Below are 20,497 nucleotides of genomic sequence, written 5' to 3'. Positions count from 1 at the left end.
TATCTAGTAAGATACCCGTTTATCACTTATCGTTCGACAATATCCTGAGTAACAGCATCAAAACGGTAATTGACGATATCTCCAGTAATCAGCATTTGGATCGCTTGTTTGATACAAGGCAAGGGAGCAATGAACCATTCTCTAGGGGTATGAGCTATTCCTTTGTGGTCTGCGATTTTTACATCCAAACACGAATTGCCAAAGAACGTATGCAGTAACCCTTCGAACTTGTTTGCCTTCATGTTGTAACACTCGAACTCTGAGACTAATTGAACAGCAGCCATCAAGTAAGTTGGTTCGTTTTCAGCATTCGCGATACGCTGATTAACTGGCGTAGTTGAATAGCCAATTTTGAAGAGGTTATTGACCTCTCTTATTTCTGGTTCAGAGCTTAATGATTTTAGGATGTAGATGTATCCAGATTTTTGGTCATCTCGGGTAATGTTGAGCAGTTCATCTAGTGCTTTATCAGATTTATCCAAAATACGGCGACCAGTTTCGTCTTTGTATAACTCTGTCGCAAGAGAGCGCAATAACATGTCAGACTCAGTACCGTTTTCAAATATCAGGTGTAGTCGAGCATTCACCTTACCTTTGGTTTTTGTACGTTCTTCCATATCGGAAACATAGCAAGTCACACCATGAAGGATGAAGAACATACCTTTCTGTATTTGTTGTTCACCAGTAAACTGAACGGCTTCTTTTTCGCCTGTTTTTAAATCGTCATGGCATTGTTTAAACAGTGGTTCGTACTCTTCAAAGTCTTCACACTTTTTCCGCTTAGCAACACGACTAGGCATGTTGAGCGTTTTCTTGACGTGTTTCAAAGTGAAAATACTATTCTCAGGTTGACTTAGGATACCTAACACATCATCTGCAAGAACATCATCAATTGATTCGACTTTCGGTTCTTCATAGCGAGGAAGTAGATTGTGAACATCATGGTCTTCTAAAGCCCTACAATGCTGCTCGTTGGCACGTATCGACTCTAAACTCTTGCTACGCATCAGTTCTATTGGATTACCTCGATTCGCTTTAGGCTCTCTATTATGCTTATCAAAAAAGTCATTGATCTGTTTAAACTTGGTCAACAGGTGGTCGTCAGCCGTTGGTGCTGATGACTTAGGTTTTGTTTTTAAAATTCCCATCTCATCAGAGGAAATAATATCTTTTAGCCAGTCTTCCATCTATGAAGCTCCCTGAGCTGCAGCTTGTTCTTGGGCAAGGCGACGTAGATAAATGATACACTGAGCCAGTTCACGCTCTCGACCATTTCTAGAGTTGAGATCAGGGTGACGCCCAGAATTCGCCTTCACAAACTCTTGAACTTTAGGCCATAAGGCCATCGCCTCTTCTTTTGTCATCTGCATTCGAGTTGCTTCGATAGACTCTTGAATAAGCTTCAATGAATCAGTATTTACAGACTTGGATAGAATTTCAAAAGCACGTTGAAATGGATTTACTTGGTCGATCAGGTCAATATGGAGTTCATCAATATTGATGAACTTATCAGCCATACGCACAAATTTCTTTCCACCTTCTTCTTTGATCTCAGAGGTTGAAATCGTCGAGTCAACAACAACACGTTGTCGGATTTCTTCAACTTCTTCTTTTGATAAGTCTGGGTACTTTTTCTCAATTAATTTCGGAATGAGTACGGTGTTAATTACTTGAGGGTCATGTCCAGCAGCAGATGCTTTTACAATATTATCATCTTGCAAAATTGCGGCCTTGAGGTCATCTAAGTCAGTTTCAACGATCTGCTTTGTACGCTTGCTGCTTGGCTCTTTCAAGCCTCCAATACTAATCACGCCCGGAGGATTCGGATCTTTGTCTTCTGGGTTTTTAGCTTTAAATTTGAAGTTTGGTGCAAGTACCTGTTCCATCAAAAGGGAGCAGGTTATCGCTTTTAGCATATTGTTGACGGCGTAGTTGACTTGATCATTGCTAGCATCAGGTTCAGCTATTAGGTTGGTAAATTGAGCGTGAGTTTTGTTGTGGCTATCGCGAGTACATCGACCGATGATCTGTACTATCTCTGTTAGCGAGTTGCGATAGCCTACCGTTAATGCGTGTTCACAGAATGCCCAGTCAAAGCCTTCTTTTGCCATACCTAAAGCAATAATGATATCAATGTCATCTTCATGCTTAATGTCACGTAGGAATGCCTGCGTAAGCTCACGGTCTTTTTCATCCCAGACAAGATCTGCAACCTTAATTGTTTTACCATCTTCTTTGCGCTTGAGATGGATTAAGCCTGTATCTGGGTCTGTGAATAAGTGCTCACCAATAATATCGAGTATGGCTGCTACCTGTTCATACTTATCATCTTTGCCTGATTCCGCTGAGTTAACGTTAGGGATGTGTATGATGGTTTTCTTGTCGGTATCTAACACTTCTTCGATGGCGGTTAAGTAATGCCCTTTATAGAAGTGATAGCCCATACCTAGTGATTTTAAGTATTGATAGCCGTTTAATTGCTCGTAATAGTTAAAAGAAACCTTATCAAATTTCGCTTCATCTTCAGGATTTAAGACAGGCACACTATCACCACGGAAGTATGATCCTGTCATCGCGACAACATGAGCGGTGCTGTTCTCAATGAGTGCACGTAGAACATCACCAAGAACATTGTCACCGTCCGCTGATACATGATGAAATTCATCAATAGCGAGCAGAGTGTTATTGAACGCAGTGTCTTCAAGCTCTTGGTATGCAAATCGAAGTGTTGCATGAGTACAGATCAGGATTCGCTCATCACTGCCCAAAAATTCTTTGAAGATTTTCACCTTGCTTTGATTGCTTGATGAAGTACATAGATTGTAGTGAGGGTTGATATCCCAATCAGCAAAAAAACCATACTCTGAAAGTTCTGTATGGCTAAAGGAGCCACCAATCGAGCGCTCAGGAACAGCGACGATGACTTTTCCCACACCTTGATTAATGAGCTTATCTAAGCCGATAAACATCAAGGCGCGAGACTTACCAGAAGCGGGAGGAGCTTTGATCAACAGATATTGGCTTGCGCGTTGTTCGAAAGCACGAGCCTGCATAGCACGCATTCCCATATCATTTGTACTAGTGCTTTTGCCTGTTTGGGCGTAGGTTACATTAATCAGATCAGGCATATGTTCTCGCCTCTAGCTTTTCATATTGAGAGAATAAACAAGACAATCGTTCGTCATCTGAAGCTATAGGAGTAGGGCTAAGGATTCCCTCTATGTACCGATCTAAGTTCTGATGCGCTGATAAAAGATCATTTGGCATTTTGACTGGATCATAGAGTTGCCCTAGCGATCGTTCGGGGTACATTTCACGCACAGACAGTATTTCATACGTTAGATCTGAGATTTTATCTTTTTGTATTTGGTTCAGTTCTGGAAGTGGAAAATTATTGTAAGTTAGATTAACAGAATAACGATAATCATTTCTCATTCTGGCGCTAGTAGTTGCCATCCAAATACTGTGCATTCTTGAGAGTAAGATGCCTAGTACGTAAACTTCGGGGTTATAAATAACAAATGTTGCATTACTTACTATTGAATTATCATGAGAGAAGCCTGCGGGTACGTATAACCTTCTTCCCGATGTAGTCTTTGGGAAAATAATAGCTAGCCCGTCTTGGTGAGTTCTGTAGAAAAAACGATGAGGAACAGCCGCTGCTTTTTTCGCGTCTCTACCGCCATTAATGCGGAATTCATAGCAGTCATTAACTTTGTTTTGTATGAAGTTATACGATAGAGCTTCCTCTAACTCTTCATCTTGTATCCACAAGCAATAGCGTTCTGAGTTATTTATATAGTCACTTCCGCTATAAAATCTTTTGATAAACTTATCAGCAGTCGGGTGGTCAGATAAAAATGAAACCTTTTCTTCAGTCGTAAGGATTAAATGCCCACCATCAAATCCGCTACTACCTAAGATCATCTTAGGTAGATTACAAAGCGATTCAGTACGCTGTGGAATGATTGTCGGTTTACTTTCAATTAGGTAAGGACTTATCTCAGATACGTTCTTGTTTGTTTTCTCTAAAAATAAAGTGTTTCTTTGCTTAGAAGCATTCATACATATGCCTACTATCACGCATGTGACACCAGCATTTTTCTTTGCATTATTGCTCCAATCAAAGGACTGAAAAGCGAAGAAAATACGTTGTTCTAGCTTGTATATGTAAGGCCAAAGTAGAGAAACTTGCTCCCCCTGACAAATGGAATTTGTGGAAACAAAAGCATAACTACCAGTACAGTCGACAATATAATCTGATGCTTTTTTGAACCAACAAGAGATGTAATCAAGCCTTTTGACCTTCTTGTCTTTAGAGAACACGAGGTTCATGTCTTCTTTTTGTATCTTATCCAGTTCTTTTGCTCCTAAGTACGGTGGATTACCTAGGATATACACTTCATCTAAATTAGTGCATGGGCACACTAGATTCCAATCAATCCTAGTCGCATTGCCAGAAACTATTCGTCCACTTTGTTTCAATGGTAAAGTCGGTGCCGTATATCCAAACTCGGTCTCAAATACCATATTCATTTGGTGCTCAACCAACCATAGAGATAGAATTGCCATCTCATGGGCAAAGTCATCCAGCTCAATTCCATAGAATTGGTCTAGTCGAATTGAAGAATGGGATTCATCAAATAGACCCATTGCACCTGAGTCAGACTCACCTTCTAGTTCTCTTATGCGCTTCAAGATTTCTATTTCTAATAGTCTGATCTCTTTATATGCAATGATCAGGAAGTTACCAGACCCACAAGCAGGATCGAAAATTTTGATGCGACTTAGGCGTACCTGAAGTTTACGTAATTTGTTTATGGTGTCTTTACACTTTTCAAATTCATCATAGAAGTCATTAAGGAATAAAGGCTCAATGACTTTCATAATGTTGGTGACAGAGGTGTAGTGCATTCCCATTTTACTTCGAGTCTCAGGGTCGGCAACACCTTGGATCATCGAACCAAAAATATCAGGGTTTATATCTGCCCAATCTAGTTGACCAGAATCTAACAGCATGCGACGGGCTTTTGCATCGAATGATGGTATTACGAGGTCTTTTTTAAACAAGCCTCCATTTACATACGGGAAACTAGCAAGATATTGAGGCAAGTCTCCACGTTGATGAGCTGCCGTGTTCAGCACTTCAAAGAGACGTTGGAATGTAGTGGCGACGTCTGAACCATCTTCACTGGTATGTTGATTAAGCAAATTCGTGAATTGGTTGTCACCGAAGATCTTTGTATCTTCAGCAAAAAAGCAGAATAGAAGTCGGTTTAGGAAAACTACGAGATCATGAAGCTGCTCTTTCGAAGCGTTTGGCGGGTAGTTTAATTCTTTGATGTGATCAAAGAAGTCGGCCATTTTCTCTGCTGCCTTTACATCGGCAGGGTTCTCACCTCGATACACCATCTTTTCCATACCAGCCCAAGGTAGGAAAAAATCGAAGTGCTTGGAAAGCTGGTTTAACTCAATATCGAGAGTGTCTTGAGTCTTAGTATCAACGGCAATGAGTTGATTGAAATCGGTTACTACAACAAAACGAATTTTATTTGATGAGGTTGTTTTGCTTTTTTTAAGTTCATCAATTTCAGCGAATAAATTTGTAGTACAAGGCTTGAAGTAAAGGTGACGTTTGAGTATCACCTCACCAGAGTTTTTCGATAGGTTACGTTCACCGGATTTGACACGACTGACGACAGATTTTCTGTGCCCATAAGCAAGAAGCAGTTCAAAAACAAAATCATCTCGTGACAAGGATTGGTTTGAAATGTTTTGGACTAAATCCTTCACATTTTCTTCGATTTGGACGCTGTTCATATTTTCTCTAACTTAAGTGACGTTAGTTGCATTCTAATATGAAATCGATATCAAATCTTTAATCTAGCTCCGTATTAATCCCATTATTCGTAAGGTGCAATATTTGATGCGACACTTGCATTAATCAACTCGACGGCTTGTGACATCGTAGATAGATTCATGCTTTTGCCATAGCGGTCATAAGTGATGTTGTTTTGCATATGTCCAAGCAATTCCCCAGCTACGATTGCTGAGACCTCCGCATTCTTCAGTTGCGTAGCCACTGTATGGCGAAATGAATGAAAATCATGTCCACGACCAAAACCTAGTTTACTTTTCAGGCGTCCAAACCACTTAGATGCAGCGGTGCCATACCCATCACGCTCTAGCTTCAGGGAAGGGAAGAGACGTTCATGTTGAACACTGTTGATGTACTCGATAAACCCTAAATCTAGTAATTTACTGTGAATTGGAATTAACCTTCGGCTGCTGTTGTTTTTGAGGTGTTGCCCCTGAAGTTTATCGTCAATTCTGATTACCCAAATTTCGTCTCGTTTAAAAATATCTTGTCGATAAAGCTGGCAAAGTTCATTTAGTCGAGAACCAGTGAACAAGCCTAGCAATGGTAGCCAGTAGTAGTGTGGGTGTTTGTATCTATTCTGTGTGTGTATCTCTGTAGAGAACAGTTTTTTAAGATCAGTATGGCTGTATGCATTCTTGGCTTCGTTATCCTTGCGATTCTTCCTAAACCTCATCCCTTTAAACGGATTGATGTCAGTCAATTCCATTTGTAGACACCACTCAAAGAATGATGAGCATTTTTGGATGTAATCTTTGACGCTTTCAGCGCTGAGTGTAGGGAGGTTATGTTTTTTATTAGCTTCAATGACTTGTAATCCGTTTAGTCCAGCCAGTTGCTTTTGTTTTTTCGCATTAACTGGATACAGATTTAATAGCTTGCGAGCGTCTTCTGCTTGCAGTCGACGGATGTCCCTAATGTCTTCAATATCCAGTAGTGATAGGACAATTGAGCACTTGGCATAAGCCATCGCGAGACTCTTTTCGCTTACTAAGCCTTTTTTTGAGTCTCGGTACTTTTTCAAGCAAGCGAGTGGATCTTTAGAAGAGGAGAGCCTAGTTTTATTTGCTTTTGCAGGTAATGCAGGCTTAGCAGGTGCTAAACATGAGTCTCTAGATGTAGAGAACGGTTGGTTTGTATTGATTGCGAGGCGTATTTGAAGCTCTAATTTTAGAGATTCAATGATGGCTTGTTGTCGGTCACAGTTTCCAAACGATTTTTTAACTTCAGAAAGGTCAGAAAACAAGTGGCGAAACTTCGGAGGAATCTGATATCTGAAGTGCCAGTTTCCATTAGGTGTGATTTTTAGGTAGCGCATGTTTAGTACCAAGTTTTAGTACAAACAGCCAAATTATTGCGACTTTAGATACAAAAATGGCGGTAACTCAGTGAGTTACCGCCATTTCCAAACGTTTGGTGGAGCTGGCGGGATTTGAACCCGCGTCCAAAACCAGTCTAACCAGAGGCGCTACATGCTTAGTCTGTCTTTATTCTCGTACCCGACACTGCGAACAGACACGCTATGCGAATACATACCAGAATTCTATTTCGCGGTTCACCTCTCTAGTCAAAGGTTCCCTCGCTATCTTGTTTGGGTTTGAACCCCTGTTAATCCCCGTCTTACAAGCGGAAGCTAGGGCAGGAGCGCTCTCAGCAGGGTATTAAGCTGCTAGTGCGTAGTTTTCGTCGTTTGCGACTATTTTTTTGCGGCTTTTAACGTGGCCAACCGCCCCACGACATGCTCCCAAAGCCTTCGTGATCCTGTCGAATCCTAAATCAGCCCCAGAGGTGTTACGCGTTCGATAGTAGCATAAAAACCGTATGCGTCAACGATATTAACCTATGTTCAAGTGCTTATGGACAAAAAGCGAACACTTATCCGGTTGTTACTATCTCATGCTGTGTTTCATGATGCGCGCTTTATCACGCTGCCAATCACGATCTTTACTGTCACTGCGTTTATCGTGTAATTTCTTACCACGCGCTGTGCCTATCTTAATTTTAACCCAAGATGCCTTCCAGTACATGGTTAATGCCACAATGGTTTCACCGTCGCGATGTACTGCGTGCTCTAATTTCTCGATTTCTCGACGGTTTAATAGCAATTTTCGAACGCGTGTTGGGTCGGCAACCACGTGGGTGGAGGCGGCATTCAATGGCGTAATGGTGACACCTGAAATGAAGGCTTCACCGTTACGTAGGAATACATAACTTTCTGAAATGTTGATTTTACCGTCACGAATGGCTTTTACTTCCCAACCTTGAAGGGAGAGGCCTGCTTCGTATTCGTCTTTAATCGCGAACTCGTGTCGCGCTGAACGGTTTTTAGCAATGGTATTGCTACCCGGTTTGCTTGGTTTTTTAGCCATACATACTCTTTTTTATTACATTCCCGAATCCATTAAGTGGGTTCGGTCGATATGTGTGTTTAGAAAACAGTAAACTGTGCTCTATCACACGCTTATTTTGGCAGTTAGCCGACTAATGGTATCATTGGGAAACCGCTTCTTCTAGGTTTTGCTGGTTCTGTACAGCAAAGGCTGTAGATCGGAGTTCTATGGGTAAAGGAGAAACTATGCCTCAGATTAGCCGCTCTGCATTGGTGCCATTCAGTGCGAAGCAAATGTTTGAACTTGTTAATGATGTTGAATCATACCCTGCTTTTTTGCCAGGGTGCTCAGGTACGAAGATTTTGGAAAGCTCAGATCAGCATATGATGGCATCTGTCGATGTATCAAAAGCTGGGATCAAAAAAACGTTTGTCACTCGAAACGCATTAACAGATGCTTCAAAGATAGACATGCAGTTAGTTGATGGCCCTTTTCAGCGCTTGGTGGGTGGTTGGCACTTCATCGAGTTGGATGCTGAGGCATGTAAAATTGAGCTAAAATTAGACTTTGAGTTTACAAATGGTTTGGTAGAAGCCGCTTTTGGTAAAGTGTTTCGTGAATTAACCAATAACATGGTGAGTGCATTTACCCAGCGAGCAAGAGAGATTTATGACTTCTGATGAAACCTTGATTCATGTTGAAGTTGTGTATGCATTACCTAATGCACAGCGAGTGATAAAACTGGGGATCACATCAGATACTCAGGTAAAACAAATCATTGAGCAGTCAGGTGTACTTGAACTGTACCCAGAAATCGATTTAAAGAAAAACAAGGTGGGTGTCTACAGTCGCAATGTTAAGCTCAATGCGACAGTGCATGATGGCGATCGTATTGAAATTTATCGTCCACTATTGGCAGATCCGAAAGAAATCCGTCGTAAGCGTGCCGAACAAGCTAAGCAAGAAGCACTTGCAGAGAAAAAATAGCGCGAATAGGGCATATAGATAAGAATAAAAAAGCTCGCCATAGCGAGCTTTTTTATTGGTGTTAGTTAAGCGCTTCCATAAATTTAGCACCTTGTGGGTAGTCACCTTCAAGGCTGATCAGCTGTTGTTGATCATTAAATTTTAGGATCAGGTTTTTTTGCTGTGGCTCATCATGACCTGGCTTGTGGTAATAGACGTAATACCAAGTGTTTGGGTATTCCGGCTCAACCAGCATTGGTGATCCCAATACAAACTGTACCTGTTCTTTATTCATTTCATATCGAAGGTTATCGATATCTTTTTGCTCCAAGTAGTTTCCTTGGTTGATATCAATTCGATATACCAGTCGCTCTACGACTGAACAGCCACCTAGCAGACTAGCTGCAAGTGTAATGGCTGCAAGGTTTTTCCAACTCATAGCATCCCGGCAAATTTGCTTTGTTCTGCAGCGATAATAAACAACCACTAAGCAGAAGTAAAAAAGCAGTAAAGAAAAAAACTCTAAATGAGACTGCGGCACACCTAAATAGTTGCACCGCTTGTTAAGTTTAATCTAATTATGCAGCAAACAGCAGCTCTTTGGCGTTGGCAAGGGTGCGATCTGTTATTTCACTACCGCCAAGTAAACGAGCTAATTCATTAACTCGTGCTTCTTCAGTAAGTGGGAACATATTGGTTTCGGTTTGTCCTTTGCTAGATTTTTTCGCAACAAACATTTGCTGGTGGCCACAGCCTGCGACTTGAGGTAGGTGCGTAACACACATAACCTGAGTCGATTCGCCCAGCGTACGTAGCATCTTACCGACAATCGCGGCGGTTGGGCCACTGATCCCGACATCGACTTCATCGAAAATCAAACTAGGGGTTTCGACTTTTTGAGCCGTGATCACTTGTACTGCGAGTGATATTCGTGAAAGCTCACCACCTGAAGCAACCTTACCAAGAGGTTGTAGCGGTTGCCCTGGGTTAGTCGACACCAAGAAAGTAATGGTATCGAACCCTAGTGGGCTTAGCATACCTTCCGGATCGCTTTGAACATCAATTTTGAAAATCCCGTTTTCCATGCTGAGTTGGTGCATACTGTCTGAAATTTTCTTATCAAGCTCTTTAGCGTAGCGTTGTCGACTTTTGCTGAGCTTTTCAGCGCGAGCAAGGAATGCTTGACGTAAGCATTCAACATTCGCTGCAATTTCTTCAAGGCGCTCGTCACTACAGTCAAGCTGTTCAAGCTCTTTGAGTAAGCTTTGATGCTTGCCATAAAGCTCGTTAGGCATAACGTAATGCTTGCGTGATAACGACATGATTTTGGCTAAGCGCTCTTCTAAGTACACTAAACGCTGAGGATCCATATCGAGGTTATCAAGGTAGCTACGTAGCTCTTGGCTTGCCTCCTGCACTTGAATGATAGCTTCCTCAAGCATTTGAGGGATCGCACTGAGGTTCGTATCGATTTCACCAAGGTGACCGACTTGTTGGCTGGCCATTTGCAGCATATGCAGCGCATTACAATCTTCCCCATCGTAGAGCATAGAAAGTGCGGTTTGGCTTGAAACAGCAAGTTCACCGCTGTTCGACAGGCGTTTGTGCTCTTCTTCTATCTCTGCGTATTCTTCTTCGCCCAAAGCCAGTTCATCAAGCTCTTTTACTTGATACTGGATCAACTGCTTTTGTGCTTCGTTTTCTTCGCGGCTTTGGGTTATGCGTTTTAGCTCGTTATTGGCTTGACGCCAGCGCTGATAGCTATCACGGGTTTTATCCATTAACAGATGGTGGCCTGCGTAATGATCCAGCATTTGCTGTTGGTGATCGGCACGCATTAATTGTTGATGGGCATGTTGACCGTGAATATTAATTAGCAGCTGCCCTAGCGATTTTTGCTGGGAAGCAGGTACGGGACTGCCATTAATAAAACCACGAGAACGGCCTTCTTTGGTGATCACTCGGCGTAAAATACACTCATCACCATCAATTAGTTCATTATCTTCCAGCCAACGGCGTGCTGCTTGATTATTCTGTAATGAAAATGCCGCCGAAATTTCTGCTTTATCTTCATTAGGTCGAACCATACTGGCTTCGGCACGATCGCCGAGACACAAGCCTAGCGCATCAATAGCAATAGACTTACCAGCACCGGTTTCACCTGTAATGGTGGTCATTCCCGGTTTTAGTTCAAATTCAAGGTTTTTGACAATAGCAAAGTTTGAGATCGTCATATGAGCCAGCATGTGTTCACCTGTTTAAATCAACACCTGTTTTTTCATACAGTATATACTGTATCTATACACAGTAAATAGCTGGGCGAAAAATTTTATAGAAAAAGGCATTAATTACTAAGGTTATGAAAAATGGCAATAAAAAAGCCAACCGGATGGCTGGCTTAGGCTGTGCATTTTTAGTGCGACTTAAAACAATTTGCTCGACCACCCAAGCTTGCTACGCAGTACACCGTAGTAGCTGTAATTTTTAGGATGGATAAGTTTTAGAGTTTTAGGACTTTGGTAAATGTGGATTTCATCACCAGGACTAACGGGTAACGATACTTGCCCGTCACAACTTACTTCTAGGGTACTGCCGTTGGTTGGTGAAACCATTAGCTTAATACGACTATTACCGTCGACTACAAGTGGGCGGCAAGAGAGCGTATGAGGGAACATTGGAACCAGAGAAATGGCATTGAGCTCTGACGATAAAATGGGCCCTCCACCTGACAGTGAATAAGCGGTAGAGCCTGTAGGTGTCGAAATAATTAAGCCATCTGAACGTTGAGAAAAAGCAAAGGTATCGTCGATATACACTTCAAACTCAATCATGTGGGCAATTTTATCAGGGTGAAGAACGGCTTCATTGAGTGCCGCATTACGGCTCTTGATCATGCCATGGCGGTGAACTTCTGCCTCGAGCAGGAAACGGTTTTCAACCACGAATTCGCCACTCAACACTTGCTCAAGTTCGTTATCGAATGCTTCAGGATCAGGGTCAAGATCAGTCAAAAAGCCAAGGCTACCTCGGTTTACCCCGATAACGGCAATATCGAAACGAGACAGCACCCGTGCCGCGCCCAACATATTGCCGTCACCACCGACGACAATCGCAAGGTTTGCTTTATCGCCAATCGTGAGTAAATCACAGAAAGCAGAGTGGGGGACATCAAGGTCATTTGCCAATCGATGGTCAACCAGAACCTCATACCCTTTCTCGATTAACCAGCCATATAAGCTGATATGGGTTTGTAGAGCTTCAGGGTTTCGAGGTTTACCAATAATCGCTATGGTCTGAAAAACGCGCGTCATGTCCTTGATCCGACAAATGATGAGTGAGCCAGTATAGCGCTAGGATTAGACACTTGTCGCGCTTTGTGAGTGATCTTGGCTTGAATCATTGAAGTTCATCCCCATAATATGCCCATAAGCAAATTTTAGGGTAGGCAGATTTCTACCCTCCATTGAATGTCATCATCTTGGCGGAGAAGCGAAAGCATGAGCAACGAAGATAAAAAAGTACAGGACGAACAGCTGCAACAAGAACAAACTGTTGAAGCGGTTGAAACTGAATCTGCTGAGGAAGAAGTGATTGAAATGACTTTGGAAGAACAGCAAGCAGCTCGTATTTCTGAATTAGAAGCGGCGCTATTGATCAGCGAAGCAAAAGCGAAAGATGCGGTTGATGCGTCACTTCGCGCTCGCGCAGAAGGCGAAAATGTACGTCGTCGTTCTGAGCAAGAGATTGATAAGGCACGTAAATTTGCCTTAAATAAATTTGCTGAAGAGCTATTACCTGTTATCGACAATATGGAACGCGCCATTGAAATGGCAGATAAAACTGATGAAGCCATCAAGCCAATGGTTGAAGGTGTTGATCTGACATTGCAAACAATGATGGGCACAGTTGAGAAGTTTGGCTTGAAGCAGTTGAACCCACTCGGTGAAACTTTTAACCCTGAGTTCCATCAGGCAATGTCTATTCAAGAAAGCACTGAATACGCACCAAACACCGTTATGCTCGTGATGCAAAAAGGCTATGAGCTAAACGGTCGCGTTGTTCGCCCTGCGATGGTGATGGTATCAAAAGCGGCAGCTGGTAACATTGATACCCAAGCGTAAGCGTTTTTGAATCATTTAGCCTGCTTATATTGGGCGGGCTTTAAAATTTTTTTGTTTTTTTTTCGATGTCACCCTTGAAAACAATTTGGCTGCCCTTATCTAGTAGTCATACAACATCGTAAATTAATTTCTGCGGGTATACCGCGCTACCAGCACCGCATATTGGCGGGTTGGTAAGTAAAGCTTAATGAATTTCGGAGAAAGCCTGATGGGTAGAATCATTGGTATTGACTTGGGTACAACTAACTCTTGTGTTGCAGTACTTGATGGTGACAAACCACGTGTAGTTGAAAATGCAGAAGGTGAGCGTACAACGGCATCTGTTATCGCTTACACTCAAGATGGTGAAATATTAGTTGGTCAACCAGCTAAGCGTCAGGCGGTAACTAACCCTGAAAATACGCTATACGCTATCAAGCGACTAATTGGTCGTCGCTTTGAAGACGAAGAAGTACAGCGCGATATCGAAATCATGCCTTTCAAAATTGTTAAGGCTGACAACGGTGATGCTTGGGTTGAAGCGAAAGGCCAAAAAATGGCTGCTCCTCAAGTTTCTGCTGAAGTTCTTAAGAAAATGAAGAAAACAGCTGAAGACTTCCTAGGCGAAGAAGTAACTGGTGCAGTTGTTACTGTTCCTGCTTACTTTAACGATGCACAACGTCAAGCAACGAAAGATGCTGGCCGTATCGCAGGTCTTGAAGTTAAGCGTATCATCAACGAACCAACAGCAGCTGCACTAGCTTACGGTCTTGATAAGCAAGGTGGCGATCGCACTATCGCGGTTTACGACCTTGGTGGTGGTACTTTCGATATTTCAATCATCGAAATCGATGAAGTTGAAGGCGAGAAAACATTTGAAGTTCTAGCAACTAATGGTGATACACACCTTGGTGGTGAAGATTTCGATAACCGCATGATCAACTACTTAGTTGAAGAGTTCAAAAAAGAGCAAGGCATCAACCTTAAGAACGATCCTCTTGCGATGCAGCGTGTTAAAGAAGCTGCTGAAAAAGCGAAAATTGAACTGTCTTCTGCACAGCAAACTGACGTGAACCTACCTTACGTTACTGCTGATGCAACTGGTCCTAAGCACATGAACATTAAAGTGACACGTGCGAAACTAGAATCTCTAGTTGAAGACCTAGTACAACGTTCTCTTGAGCCATTAAAAGTTGCTCTAGCGGATGCAGACTTATCTGTTGGCGATATCACTGACGTTATCCTAGTTGGTGGTCAAACACGTATGCCAATGGTTCAGGCGAAAGTAACTGAATTCTTTGGTAAAGAACCACGTAAAGACGTTAACCCTGATGAAGCTGTCGCTGTTGGCGCTGCTGTTCAAGGTGGTGTTCTTGCTGGTGACGTTAAAGACGTTCTACTACTAGACGTTACTCCACTATCTCTTGGTATTGAAACCATGGGTGGCGTAATGACTAAGCTAATCGAGAAAAACACCACGATCCCTACTAAGGCGAATCAGGTATTCTCAACAGCTGAAGACAACCAGAATGCGGTAACTATCCACGTACTTCAGGGTGAGCGTAAGCAAGCGAACTACAACAAGTCTCTTGGCCAGTTCAACCTAGAAGGTATTCAAGCTGCTGCTCGTGGTATGCCACAAATCGAAGTTACTTTCGACCTTGATGCGGATGGTATCCTACACGTATCTGCGAAAGATAAGAGCACAGGCAAAGAGCAGAAGATTACTATCCAAGCTTCTGGCGGCCTGAGCGACGAAGACATCGAGAAAATGGTACAAGAAGCAGAAGCTAACAAAGAAGCGGACAAAAAGTTCGAAGAGTTAGTAACTGCACGTAACCAAGCTGATCAGCTAGTTCACGGTACACGTAAGCAAGTTGAAGAAGCGGGCGAAGCACTACCTGCTGATGAGAAAGAGAAAATCGAAGCCGCTGTTTCTGAACTAGAAGAAGCACGTAAAGGCGAAGATAAAGAAGCGATTGATGCGAAAGTTCAAGCTCTAATCGCAGCTTCTCAAAAGCTAATGGAAATCGCTCAGCAGCAAGCTCAAGCACAACAAGCGCAAGCTGGTGGTGAAGGTGAGCAGCAAGCACAACAAGACGATAACGTTGTTGACGCTGAGTTCGAAGAAGTTAAAGACGAAAAAAAATAAGATAGTTAACACTTAATCTTATTTTAGCGCGGGCGTTGGAGGACTACTCTTACGCCCGTAGCTGTATTCAGGCAGGTGATAAATAACTATGTCAAAACGTGATTTTTATGAAGTTTTGGGTGTCGCTCGTGATGCATCAGAACGTGATATTAAAAAGGCTTATAAGCGCCTAGCAATGAAGTTCCACCCAGATCGCAATCAGGGTGATGAGCAAGCTGCTGAAAAATTCAAAGAAGTTAAAACGGCGTACGAAATCCTAACCGATCCTCAGAAGAAAGCAGCGTATGATCAATACGGCCATGCTGCATTCGAGCAAGGCGGAATGGGCGGCGGCGGTGGCTTCGGCGGCGGTGCTGACTTCGGTGATATCTTCGGTGATGTATTCGGTGATATCTTCGGTGGTGGTGGTGGTCGTCGTGGCGGTCAACAACGTGCTCAACGTGGTGCCGATCTTCGCTACAACATGGAACTGACTTTAGAAGAAGCTGTTCGAGGTTGTAGTAAAGAAATTCGCGTACCGACACTTGTTGGTTGTGATACTTGTGACGGCTCTGGTGCGAAGAAAGGCACTTCAGCGACTACGTGTGGCACATGTCATGGCCAAGGCCAAGTACAGATGCGCCAAGGTTTCTTTGCAGTACAGCAAACGTGTCCACATTGTCACGGTCGCGGTAAGATCATTAAAGAGCCTTGTGGCACTTGTCATGGTCAAGGGCGCAAAGAAGAGACCAAAACACTTTCTGTTAAGATCCCTGCAGGGGTTGATACTGGCGACCGTATTCGTTTGTCAGGTGAAGGTGAAGCGGGTGAGTTCGGTGCACCAACAGGCGATTTGTATGTTCAGGTACATGTTGCTCAGCACCATATTTTCGAGCGTGATGGCAACAACTTGTACTGTGAAGTACCAGTTAGCTTTACGATGGCAGCATTGGGTGGTGAAGTTGAAGTACCAACCCTTGATGGTCGCGTTAATCTAAAGGTACCTGCTGAAACACAAACTGGCCGTATGTTCCGCATGCGTAGCAAGGGCGTGAAATCAGTACGCGGTGGTGCAGTTGGCGACTTAATCTGTAAGCTTGTTGTTGAAACGCCTGTGAGCTTGAGTGCTCGCCAGAAAGAGCTACTTCAAGAACTTGAAGAAAGCCTAGGCGGTAAAAGTGCTAGCAAGCACAAGCCGAAGTCAGAAGGTTTCTTCAATGGTGTGAAGAAGTTTTTTGATGATTTAACGGGTTAATTATTGGTTGAACCGTTAGACGAAAAAAGCCGACGAAAGTCGGCTTTTTTGTTTTTAGTGGTACGGATTAAGACTTATTGCTACCAACACTCAGCAGGGCTACCAATACCTGCAGCGGTTAAGGACAGATCACCACAACTGTCTTGATCCTGCCCAAGATTACGGAGTGCCTTCGCTTCAATAGTATAGGGAGGGTTAGTTGCTTTTATTGTGAGTTGGTAGCGACTTGTATCTACTTCGCAAAACGAGCAGCTACCACCGCTAACAACAGTGGTGTCGTAAGCATTATTCTTAGTATATTCACTCTCCAAAGTAAGCTGAATTTTTATCATATCCCCCATGGCTTGAGAGCGATGGCTTTTTAATAGATGATCTTGGTAGCTTGGGTATGCAATAGCAGTTAGCACTCCGATAATGGCAACAGCAATCATTAGCTCGATCAACGTCACGCCTTTCTGTTTAATCATTACAGTTCTTCTCTGAAAAATTCGTTTTGCCTCGATAACTTTCTTTCTTAAATCAATGACATTCTGTCCGGGTGATAACATGTGGATCAAGCCAATGTTGTACTCGAAGTCGCTTTGTAAAAGGAATTGGGGAATGGGTCGCGAAAATCAACCGAGGTTACATTGCAAGCCTCCTTATTACCGGGATAGCTACGGCTTTACCCTGCTAGAGCTGCTTATTGTAGTTTCTGTCGTCATGGTGTTGATTGGAGCGGCTGCGCCATCATTTTCTTCTTTGATTGAATCAGAAAAAATAAGGCGGCTTGCGACTGAGCTTGAATGGCTAATGGTGCAAGCGAAATCAGAAGCGGTAATGCGAGGCGAGACTGTAACAATGACCAGTACGAATGTTCCTCCAAGTGGTGGTACCCCATATCAAGCTTGGACGATAAAAGCCGTGGCGGCAGACAATACATTACTGGCACAAGTTTCGAGTGATGCCTTTCGCAAGGTAGATATATTTCGCACGTTCAATACCGAGAATATTACATTTGACCCGTTAACAGGCCGCCCCGGCTTTAATGGGAGCTATGCGTTTTCAGTCAATAATCAAAGTGCAGTCCAAGTGACAACCAACATAATGACTGGGCGAGTGTATATCTGTAGTGTAAATGGAGCCTATGGCTATGCTACGTGTTAAAAGCCAAAACGGATTTAGTTTAGTCGAGGTGGCGGTTGCCTCAACTATAGGCCTAATCGCTCTTGCTGTTGTTGGTAGTGTTTTTATCAAAGGTCAGCAATTTGCTTCAGCTCGTAGTAAGCAGTTGATGTTAGTGCAGGATATGAATGATGTACTAAGAATGCTTAAACATGATATTCAGCGAGCTGGCTATCAAGCAGGGAGCGGCAGCAGCTTGGTGATAAGCGGGGCCACTAAGACGATTCATTTGAGTCAACCTTCGGGTGGTGTTGCAACGTGCCTTAGCTATGGCTTCGATGATGGGACAGATCAGCACTATCGTTCTTACTATCTATCTGATGAGATGCTCAATGTGTTTTCGACTAAATCATCTGTCATCGATACATCGCAAGTTTGCATGAATGGGCATGCCGCAATCGATAATCGCCAGTTAAAAGTTTCCGATTTCTCTATTACAGAAACTGAACTGATCGGCTCGTCGGCAGTGAGCCAATATCTCCTGATCAATTTACAAGTTGAAACGTTAGATGGTGCTTTGTCTGCAGCGAAGTCAACGCAAGTTAAAATAAGGAACTGGAACTGATGAGTAAGCAAAAGGGATTCACGACCTTATTAGTAACAGCAATGCTGCTTATTGCCGCTTTACTGTTTTCACTCGCCTCCTATAAAAGTGTTTTTTACCAAATCAAACGTGCTCAAAATGAGGTAATGGATAGAAAGGCACATTGGCTAGCGGAAGGGGGCGTTGAATGTGCGTTTGCAGAGGTGAAAGCTTCTGGGCTTATGCCGAATGATCCAACTTTCCCTAATACTTGCACTACTGAAATCGCGGATACGTCGATCGACTTTACGTTCATGTCGACTAATCAATTTTCCATTGAAGCAAGTGCCTCACCTGACTCTATCGCTAAGGCAAATGTTACTAAGTCGGCCGAGTTGTCTTCAAGTGGAAAGAGCGGAGCAATTCAAACGGGGTCAAATATGTACGCTCACTCTTCTCTCAACTTTTATTACCCTGATCCCGGCGTTTGGACTGAAGGCGGCTGGCAGTGTGTTGCCTTAAGGTATAGAAATGAATATTTGCCAAATGCTTCTGTAGTGAATAGTGGGTTGTCTGACAAACCGAAAGGGAAAGATTGTTTACCCGATTATATGACTGTCGGAACAGGTGTAGCAGCTTTAGAAAATGACTTTGTTCATGATCCTAATTTAAGTCCTTTTGAAAACTTTTTTGGTGTATCTGATGCCGATCATAATGATGTAAAAAATAAAAAGTTCGATGTGGTTATTACTGAAAAGGCTTCTCCTTCTGGATCACTAGAGTATTCTGGTATTACAAATTGTGGTAAGGCAATTAAAGAGGCGCTTTCAAATGGGCACGAGAGTGTGTGGGTCGAAGGGCATTGTGAACTGTCGGGTGATGATTATGTTGATGTTGTAAAAGCATCCAACGAAAGCGGCGGCATAATGATACTTATCCATGATGGAATGTTTTCGCTCTACCCACAGGTAGTGACAGTTAATGGAAGTAACTTAAATTACCAAGGGATGATATTTCATTATAACTACGATTATGAGTTTAACTTTGATGGCTGGGCTGGAAGTGAAGCTCATAAGCAGTTAACTCATATACCTTCTGTTTTTGGTGAAAATGTCCATCTTGCTAGTTTTTATCTTCATGGCGCATTGAATCTGAATGGTGGTTTGATACTTGATGCAAAACACTATGACAGTACTAGCAAAAAATATATTTCACAAAATGCTCTACTAAATGACTCATTAGCTATGACATACAACGATAGTTATTTTTCAAAATTCAGTAGTAATCAGAATCAAGTCAGGTGGATTAAAGGATCATGGCATGACTTCTAAGAACAATTTTGGTTTCGGCTTAATTGAAGTACTGATATCGCTGATGATGCTTGCAACAGGGGTGGTGGGGATAATTAAAACTCAGGCTTATTTAGAAGTGAAATCCTCAAATGCACTTAACTCAATTGAAGCTTTGTACTTGGCTGAAGAAAAGATCGAATATTTTCGAACCCGGGGTCCAGCATCTGTCATAGGTGCAATATCGTTTGATGATATAACAAGCTCAACTGAACCTGTTTCACTTGGCTTAGTTAGTGGAGTAAGGAATGTGACGGTTATTGCTGAATACCCAGTACCAGGGGCTAAATCGGTGGCTGTTGCTGTTAGCTGGGTCGACCGTTGGCAACAGGCGCAGGTAGTCTCACTGGAAACGGTTATCTCAAAGTACAGTGAGTTTGATTAAGTTATTATTATTTGACTGTAATATCAGCACAGAAGTGATTTTTGTTTAAAAAGTGCGCGGTCGGTTTTTTTTGTTCAAAAAAGAGTTGTGCCTTTCTAATTCCTCCCTATAATGCGTCCTCACTGACACGGAGCACGGCAACTTAAGCCGCTAACCAATCAGTTTGTTCTTTAACAATTTGACCATGCAATCTGTGTGGGCACTCGTGAAAAAGTTAAGTCAAAAGATTTATCAATGAACTGAGTGACCAATACAAAGTAACGTAAGTTATTTTGGCACAGTCAATTCGAATGTCATGACTAGCTTCTAGTTATTGATGTTCAATCAGTATTCGTTGAGCCGGTCGAGAGACCACAAAAATTCTAATTGAAGAGTTTGATCATGGCTCAGATTGAACGCTGGCGGCAGGCCTAACA

At 42.7% G+C, this 20,497-nt stretch carries 18 protein-coding genes and 1 other RNA gene; 9 read left to right on the top strand and 10 right to left on the bottom strand.

Annotated features, from left to right (window positions below; genetic code table 11):
• Positions 1-26: 26 nt before the first annotated feature.
• From L4D09_RS04740 to smpB, 6 genes are all read right to left on the bottom strand, one after another.
• On the bottom strand, positions 27-1,187 hold the full coding sequence (locus L4D09_RS04740; RefSeq protein ID WP_428456350.1) for a GIY-YIG nuclease family protein: 1,161 nt from the start codon (positions 1,185-1,187) through the stop codon (positions 27-29).
• Positions 1,188-3,128, bottom strand: coding sequence for a DEAD/DEAH box helicase (locus tag L4D09_RS04735; protein ID WP_428456349.1), 1,941 nt, complete (start codon positions 3,126-3,128; stop codon positions 1,188-1,190). It abuts the gene before it with no gap.
• Positions 3,121-5,820, bottom strand: coding sequence for a DNA methyltransferase (locus L4D09_RS04730; protein WP_428456348.1), 2,700 nt, complete (start codon positions 5,818-5,820; stop codon positions 3,121-3,123). The genes L4D09_RS04735 and L4D09_RS04730 overlap by 8 nt, the downstream gene beginning before the upstream one ends.
• Before the next feature lie 83 nt (positions 5,821-5,903).
• Positions 5,904-7,196 (bottom strand): site-specific integrase, encoded by a 1,293-nt coding sequence (locus tag L4D09_RS04725; RefSeq protein ID WP_428456347.1) that lies wholly within the window; start codon positions 7,194-7,196, stop codon positions 5,904-5,906.
• A gap of 96 nt (positions 7,197-7,292) precedes the next feature.
• Positions 7,293-7,662, bottom strand: a transfer-messenger RNA (tmRNA) gene (ssrA, locus tag L4D09_RS04720).
• Positions 7,663-7,767: 105 nt separating this feature from the next.
• Positions 7,768-8,247, bottom strand: coding sequence for an SsrA-binding protein SmpB (smpB, locus tag L4D09_RS04715; RefSeq protein ID WP_428456346.1), 480 nt, complete (start codon positions 8,245-8,247; stop codon positions 7,768-7,770).
• A gap of 206 nt (positions 8,248-8,453) precedes the next feature.
• Between smpB and L4D09_RS04710 the strand changes: the two genes are divergently transcribed.
• A complete protein-coding gene (locus tag L4D09_RS04710) occupies positions 8,454-8,888 on the top strand; it encodes an SRPBCC family protein (protein ID WP_428456345.1) in 435 nt (144 codons plus the stop codon).
• Positions 8,878-9,195 (top strand): RnfH family protein, encoded by a 318-nt coding sequence (locus L4D09_RS04705; protein WP_428456344.1) that lies wholly within the window; start codon positions 8,878-8,880, stop codon positions 9,193-9,195. The genes L4D09_RS04710 and L4D09_RS04705 overlap by 11 nt, the downstream gene beginning before the upstream one ends.
• A 61-nt stretch (positions 9,196-9,256) precedes the next feature.
• Here L4D09_RS04705 and bamE read toward each other — a convergent pair whose 3' ends face one another.
• From bamE to nadK, 3 genes are all read right to left on the bottom strand, one after another.
• On the bottom strand, positions 9,257-9,613 hold the full coding sequence (gene bamE, locus L4D09_RS04700; RefSeq protein ID WP_428456343.1) for an outer membrane protein assembly factor BamE: 357 nt from the start codon (positions 9,611-9,613) through the stop codon (positions 9,257-9,259).
• A 139-nt stretch (positions 9,614-9,752) separates the two neighbouring features.
• Positions 9,753-11,420, bottom strand: coding sequence for a DNA repair protein RecN (gene recN / locus L4D09_RS04695; protein ID WP_428456342.1), 1,668 nt, complete (start codon positions 11,418-11,420; stop codon positions 9,753-9,755).
• Between the two features lie 177 nt (positions 11,421-11,597).
• On the bottom strand, positions 11,598-12,485 hold the full coding sequence (gene nadK, locus L4D09_RS04690) for an NAD(+) kinase (RefSeq protein ID WP_428456341.1): 888 nt from the start codon (positions 12,483-12,485) through the stop codon (positions 11,598-11,600).
• A gap of 186 nt (positions 12,486-12,671) precedes the next feature.
• On the opposite strand from nadK, the gene grpE reads away from it, so the two are divergent.
• The 3 genes from grpE (at position 12,672) to dnaJ (ending at position 16,660) form a co-directional block, all read left to right on the top strand.
• Positions 12,672-13,295, top strand: a complete 624-nt coding sequence (gene grpE / locus L4D09_RS04685; protein ID WP_428456340.1) for a nucleotide exchange factor GrpE — start codon at positions 12,672-12,674, stop codon at positions 13,293-13,295.
• 208 nt (positions 13,296-13,503) lie between these two features.
• Positions 13,504-15,426, top strand: a complete 1,923-nt coding sequence (dnaK, locus tag L4D09_RS04680) for a molecular chaperone DnaK (RefSeq protein ID WP_428456339.1) — start codon at positions 13,504-13,506, stop codon at positions 15,424-15,426.
• A gap of 88 nt (positions 15,427-15,514) precedes the next feature.
• The gene (dnaJ, locus tag L4D09_RS04675) at positions 15,515-16,660 is read left to right on the top strand and encodes a molecular chaperone DnaJ (protein ID WP_428456338.1); all 1,146 of its coding nucleotides are present in this window, start codon (positions 15,515-15,517) and stop codon (positions 16,658-16,660) included.
• A gap of 80 nt (positions 16,661-16,740) precedes the next feature.
• On the opposite strand, the gene L4D09_RS04670 is transcribed toward dnaJ, so the two are convergent.
• Entirely contained in the window at positions 16,741-17,127 is a 387-nt protein-coding gene (locus L4D09_RS04670) for a type IV pilin protein (RefSeq protein ID WP_428456337.1), read from the bottom strand.
• A gap of 133 nt (positions 17,128-17,260) precedes the next feature.
• On the opposite strand from L4D09_RS04670, the gene L4D09_RS04665 reads away from it, so the two are divergent.
• Genes L4D09_RS04665 through L4D09_RS04650 form a run of 4 tightly spaced genes read left to right on the top strand, consistent with a single transcriptional unit; the run spans position 17,261 to position 20,081 of the window.
• Entirely contained in the window at positions 17,261-17,806 is a 546-nt protein-coding gene (locus L4D09_RS04665; protein ID WP_428456336.1) for a GspH/FimT family pseudopilin, read from the top strand.
• Positions 17,793-18,389 (top strand): PilW family protein, encoded by a 597-nt coding sequence (locus tag L4D09_RS04660; RefSeq protein WP_428456335.1) that lies wholly within the window; start codon positions 17,793-17,795, stop codon positions 18,387-18,389. The genes L4D09_RS04665 and L4D09_RS04660 overlap by 14 nt, the downstream gene beginning before the upstream one ends.
• Positions 18,389-19,678 (top strand): hypothetical protein, encoded by a 1,290-nt coding sequence (locus L4D09_RS04655; protein WP_428456334.1) that lies wholly within the window; start codon positions 18,389-18,391, stop codon positions 19,676-19,678. The genes L4D09_RS04660 and L4D09_RS04655 overlap by 1 nt, the downstream gene beginning before the upstream one ends.
• Positions 19,668-20,081, top strand: coding sequence for a type IV pilus modification PilV family protein (locus L4D09_RS04650; RefSeq protein ID WP_428456333.1), 414 nt, complete (start codon positions 19,668-19,670; stop codon positions 20,079-20,081). Before L4D09_RS04655 ends, L4D09_RS04650 begins: the two co-directional genes overlap by 11 nt.
• The last annotated feature ends 416 nt before the right edge of the window (positions 20,082-20,497 follow it).

The sequence above is a fragment of the Photobacterium makurazakiensis genome (assembly GCF_050336715.1).
GTDB classification, from domain to species: Bacteria; Pseudomonadota; Gammaproteobacteria; order Enterobacterales; family Vibrionaceae; genus Photobacterium; species Photobacterium makurazakiensis.
Note: the sequence above shows the minus strand (reverse complement) of the source record. Positions and strands in the feature narration are given on the sequence as shown.

Excerpts from the sequence above, each read along its gene's own strand:
- L4D09_RS04725 (WP_428456347.1), bottom strand. The coding sequence starts at position 7,196 with ATGCGCTACCTAAAAATCACACCTAATGGAAACTGGCACTTCAGATAT.
- L4D09_RS04730 (WP_428456348.1), bottom strand. The coding sequence starts at position 5,820 with ATGAACAGCGTCCAAATCGAAGAAAATGTGAAGGATTTAGTCCAAAAC.
- L4D09_RS04655 (WP_428456334.1), top strand. The coding sequence starts at position 18,389 with ATGAGTAAGCAAAAGGGATTCACGACCTTATTAGTAACAGCAATGCTG.
- dnaK (WP_428456339.1), top strand. The coding sequence starts at position 13,504 with ATGGGTAGAATCATTGGTATTGACTTGGGTACAACTAACTCTTGTGTT.
- smpB (WP_428456346.1), bottom strand. The coding sequence starts at position 8,247 with ATGGCTAAAAAACCAAGCAAACCGGGTAGCAATACCATTGCTAAAAAC.
- recN (WP_428456342.1), bottom strand. The coding sequence starts at position 11,420 with ATGCTGGCTCATATGACGATCTCAAACTTTGCTATTGTCAAAAACCTT.
- nadK (WP_428456341.1), bottom strand. The coding sequence starts at position 12,485 with ATGACGCGCGTTTTTCAGACCATAGCGATTATTGGTAAACCTCGAAAC.
- L4D09_RS04710 (WP_428456345.1), top strand. The coding sequence starts at position 8,454 with ATGCCTCAGATTAGCCGCTCTGCATTGGTGCCATTCAGTGCGAAGCAA.
- L4D09_RS04735 (WP_428456349.1), bottom strand. The coding sequence starts at position 3,128 with ATGCCTGATCTGATTAATGTAACCTACGCCCAAACAGGCAAAAGCACT.
- L4D09_RS04705 (WP_428456344.1), top strand. The coding sequence starts at position 8,878 with ATGACTTCTGATGAAACCTTGATTCATGTTGAAGTTGTGTATGCATTA.
- L4D09_RS04740 (WP_428456350.1), bottom strand. The coding sequence starts at position 1,187 with ATGGAAGACTGGCTAAAAGATATTATTTCCTCTGATGAGATGGGAATT.
- L4D09_RS04660 (WP_428456335.1), top strand. The coding sequence starts at position 17,793 with ATGCTACGTGTTAAAAGCCAAAACGGATTTAGTTTAGTCGAGGTGGCG.
- bamE (WP_428456343.1), bottom strand. The coding sequence starts at position 9,613 with ATGAGTTGGAAAAACCTTGCAGCCATTACACTTGCAGCTAGTCTGCTA.
- dnaJ (WP_428456338.1), top strand. The coding sequence starts at position 15,515 with ATGTCAAAACGTGATTTTTATGAAGTTTTGGGTGTCGCTCGTGATGCA.
- L4D09_RS04665 (WP_428456336.1), top strand. The coding sequence starts at position 17,261 with ATGGGTCGCGAAAATCAACCGAGGTTACATTGCAAGCCTCCTTATTAC.
- L4D09_RS04650 (WP_428456333.1), top strand. The coding sequence starts at position 19,668 with ATGACTTCTAAGAACAATTTTGGTTTCGGCTTAATTGAAGTACTGATA.
- grpE (WP_428456340.1), top strand. The coding sequence starts at position 12,672 with ATGAGCAACGAAGATAAAAAAGTACAGGACGAACAGCTGCAACAAGAA.
- L4D09_RS04670 (WP_428456337.1), bottom strand. The coding sequence starts at position 17,127 with ATGATTAAACAGAAAGGCGTGACGTTGATCGAGCTAATGATTGCTGTT.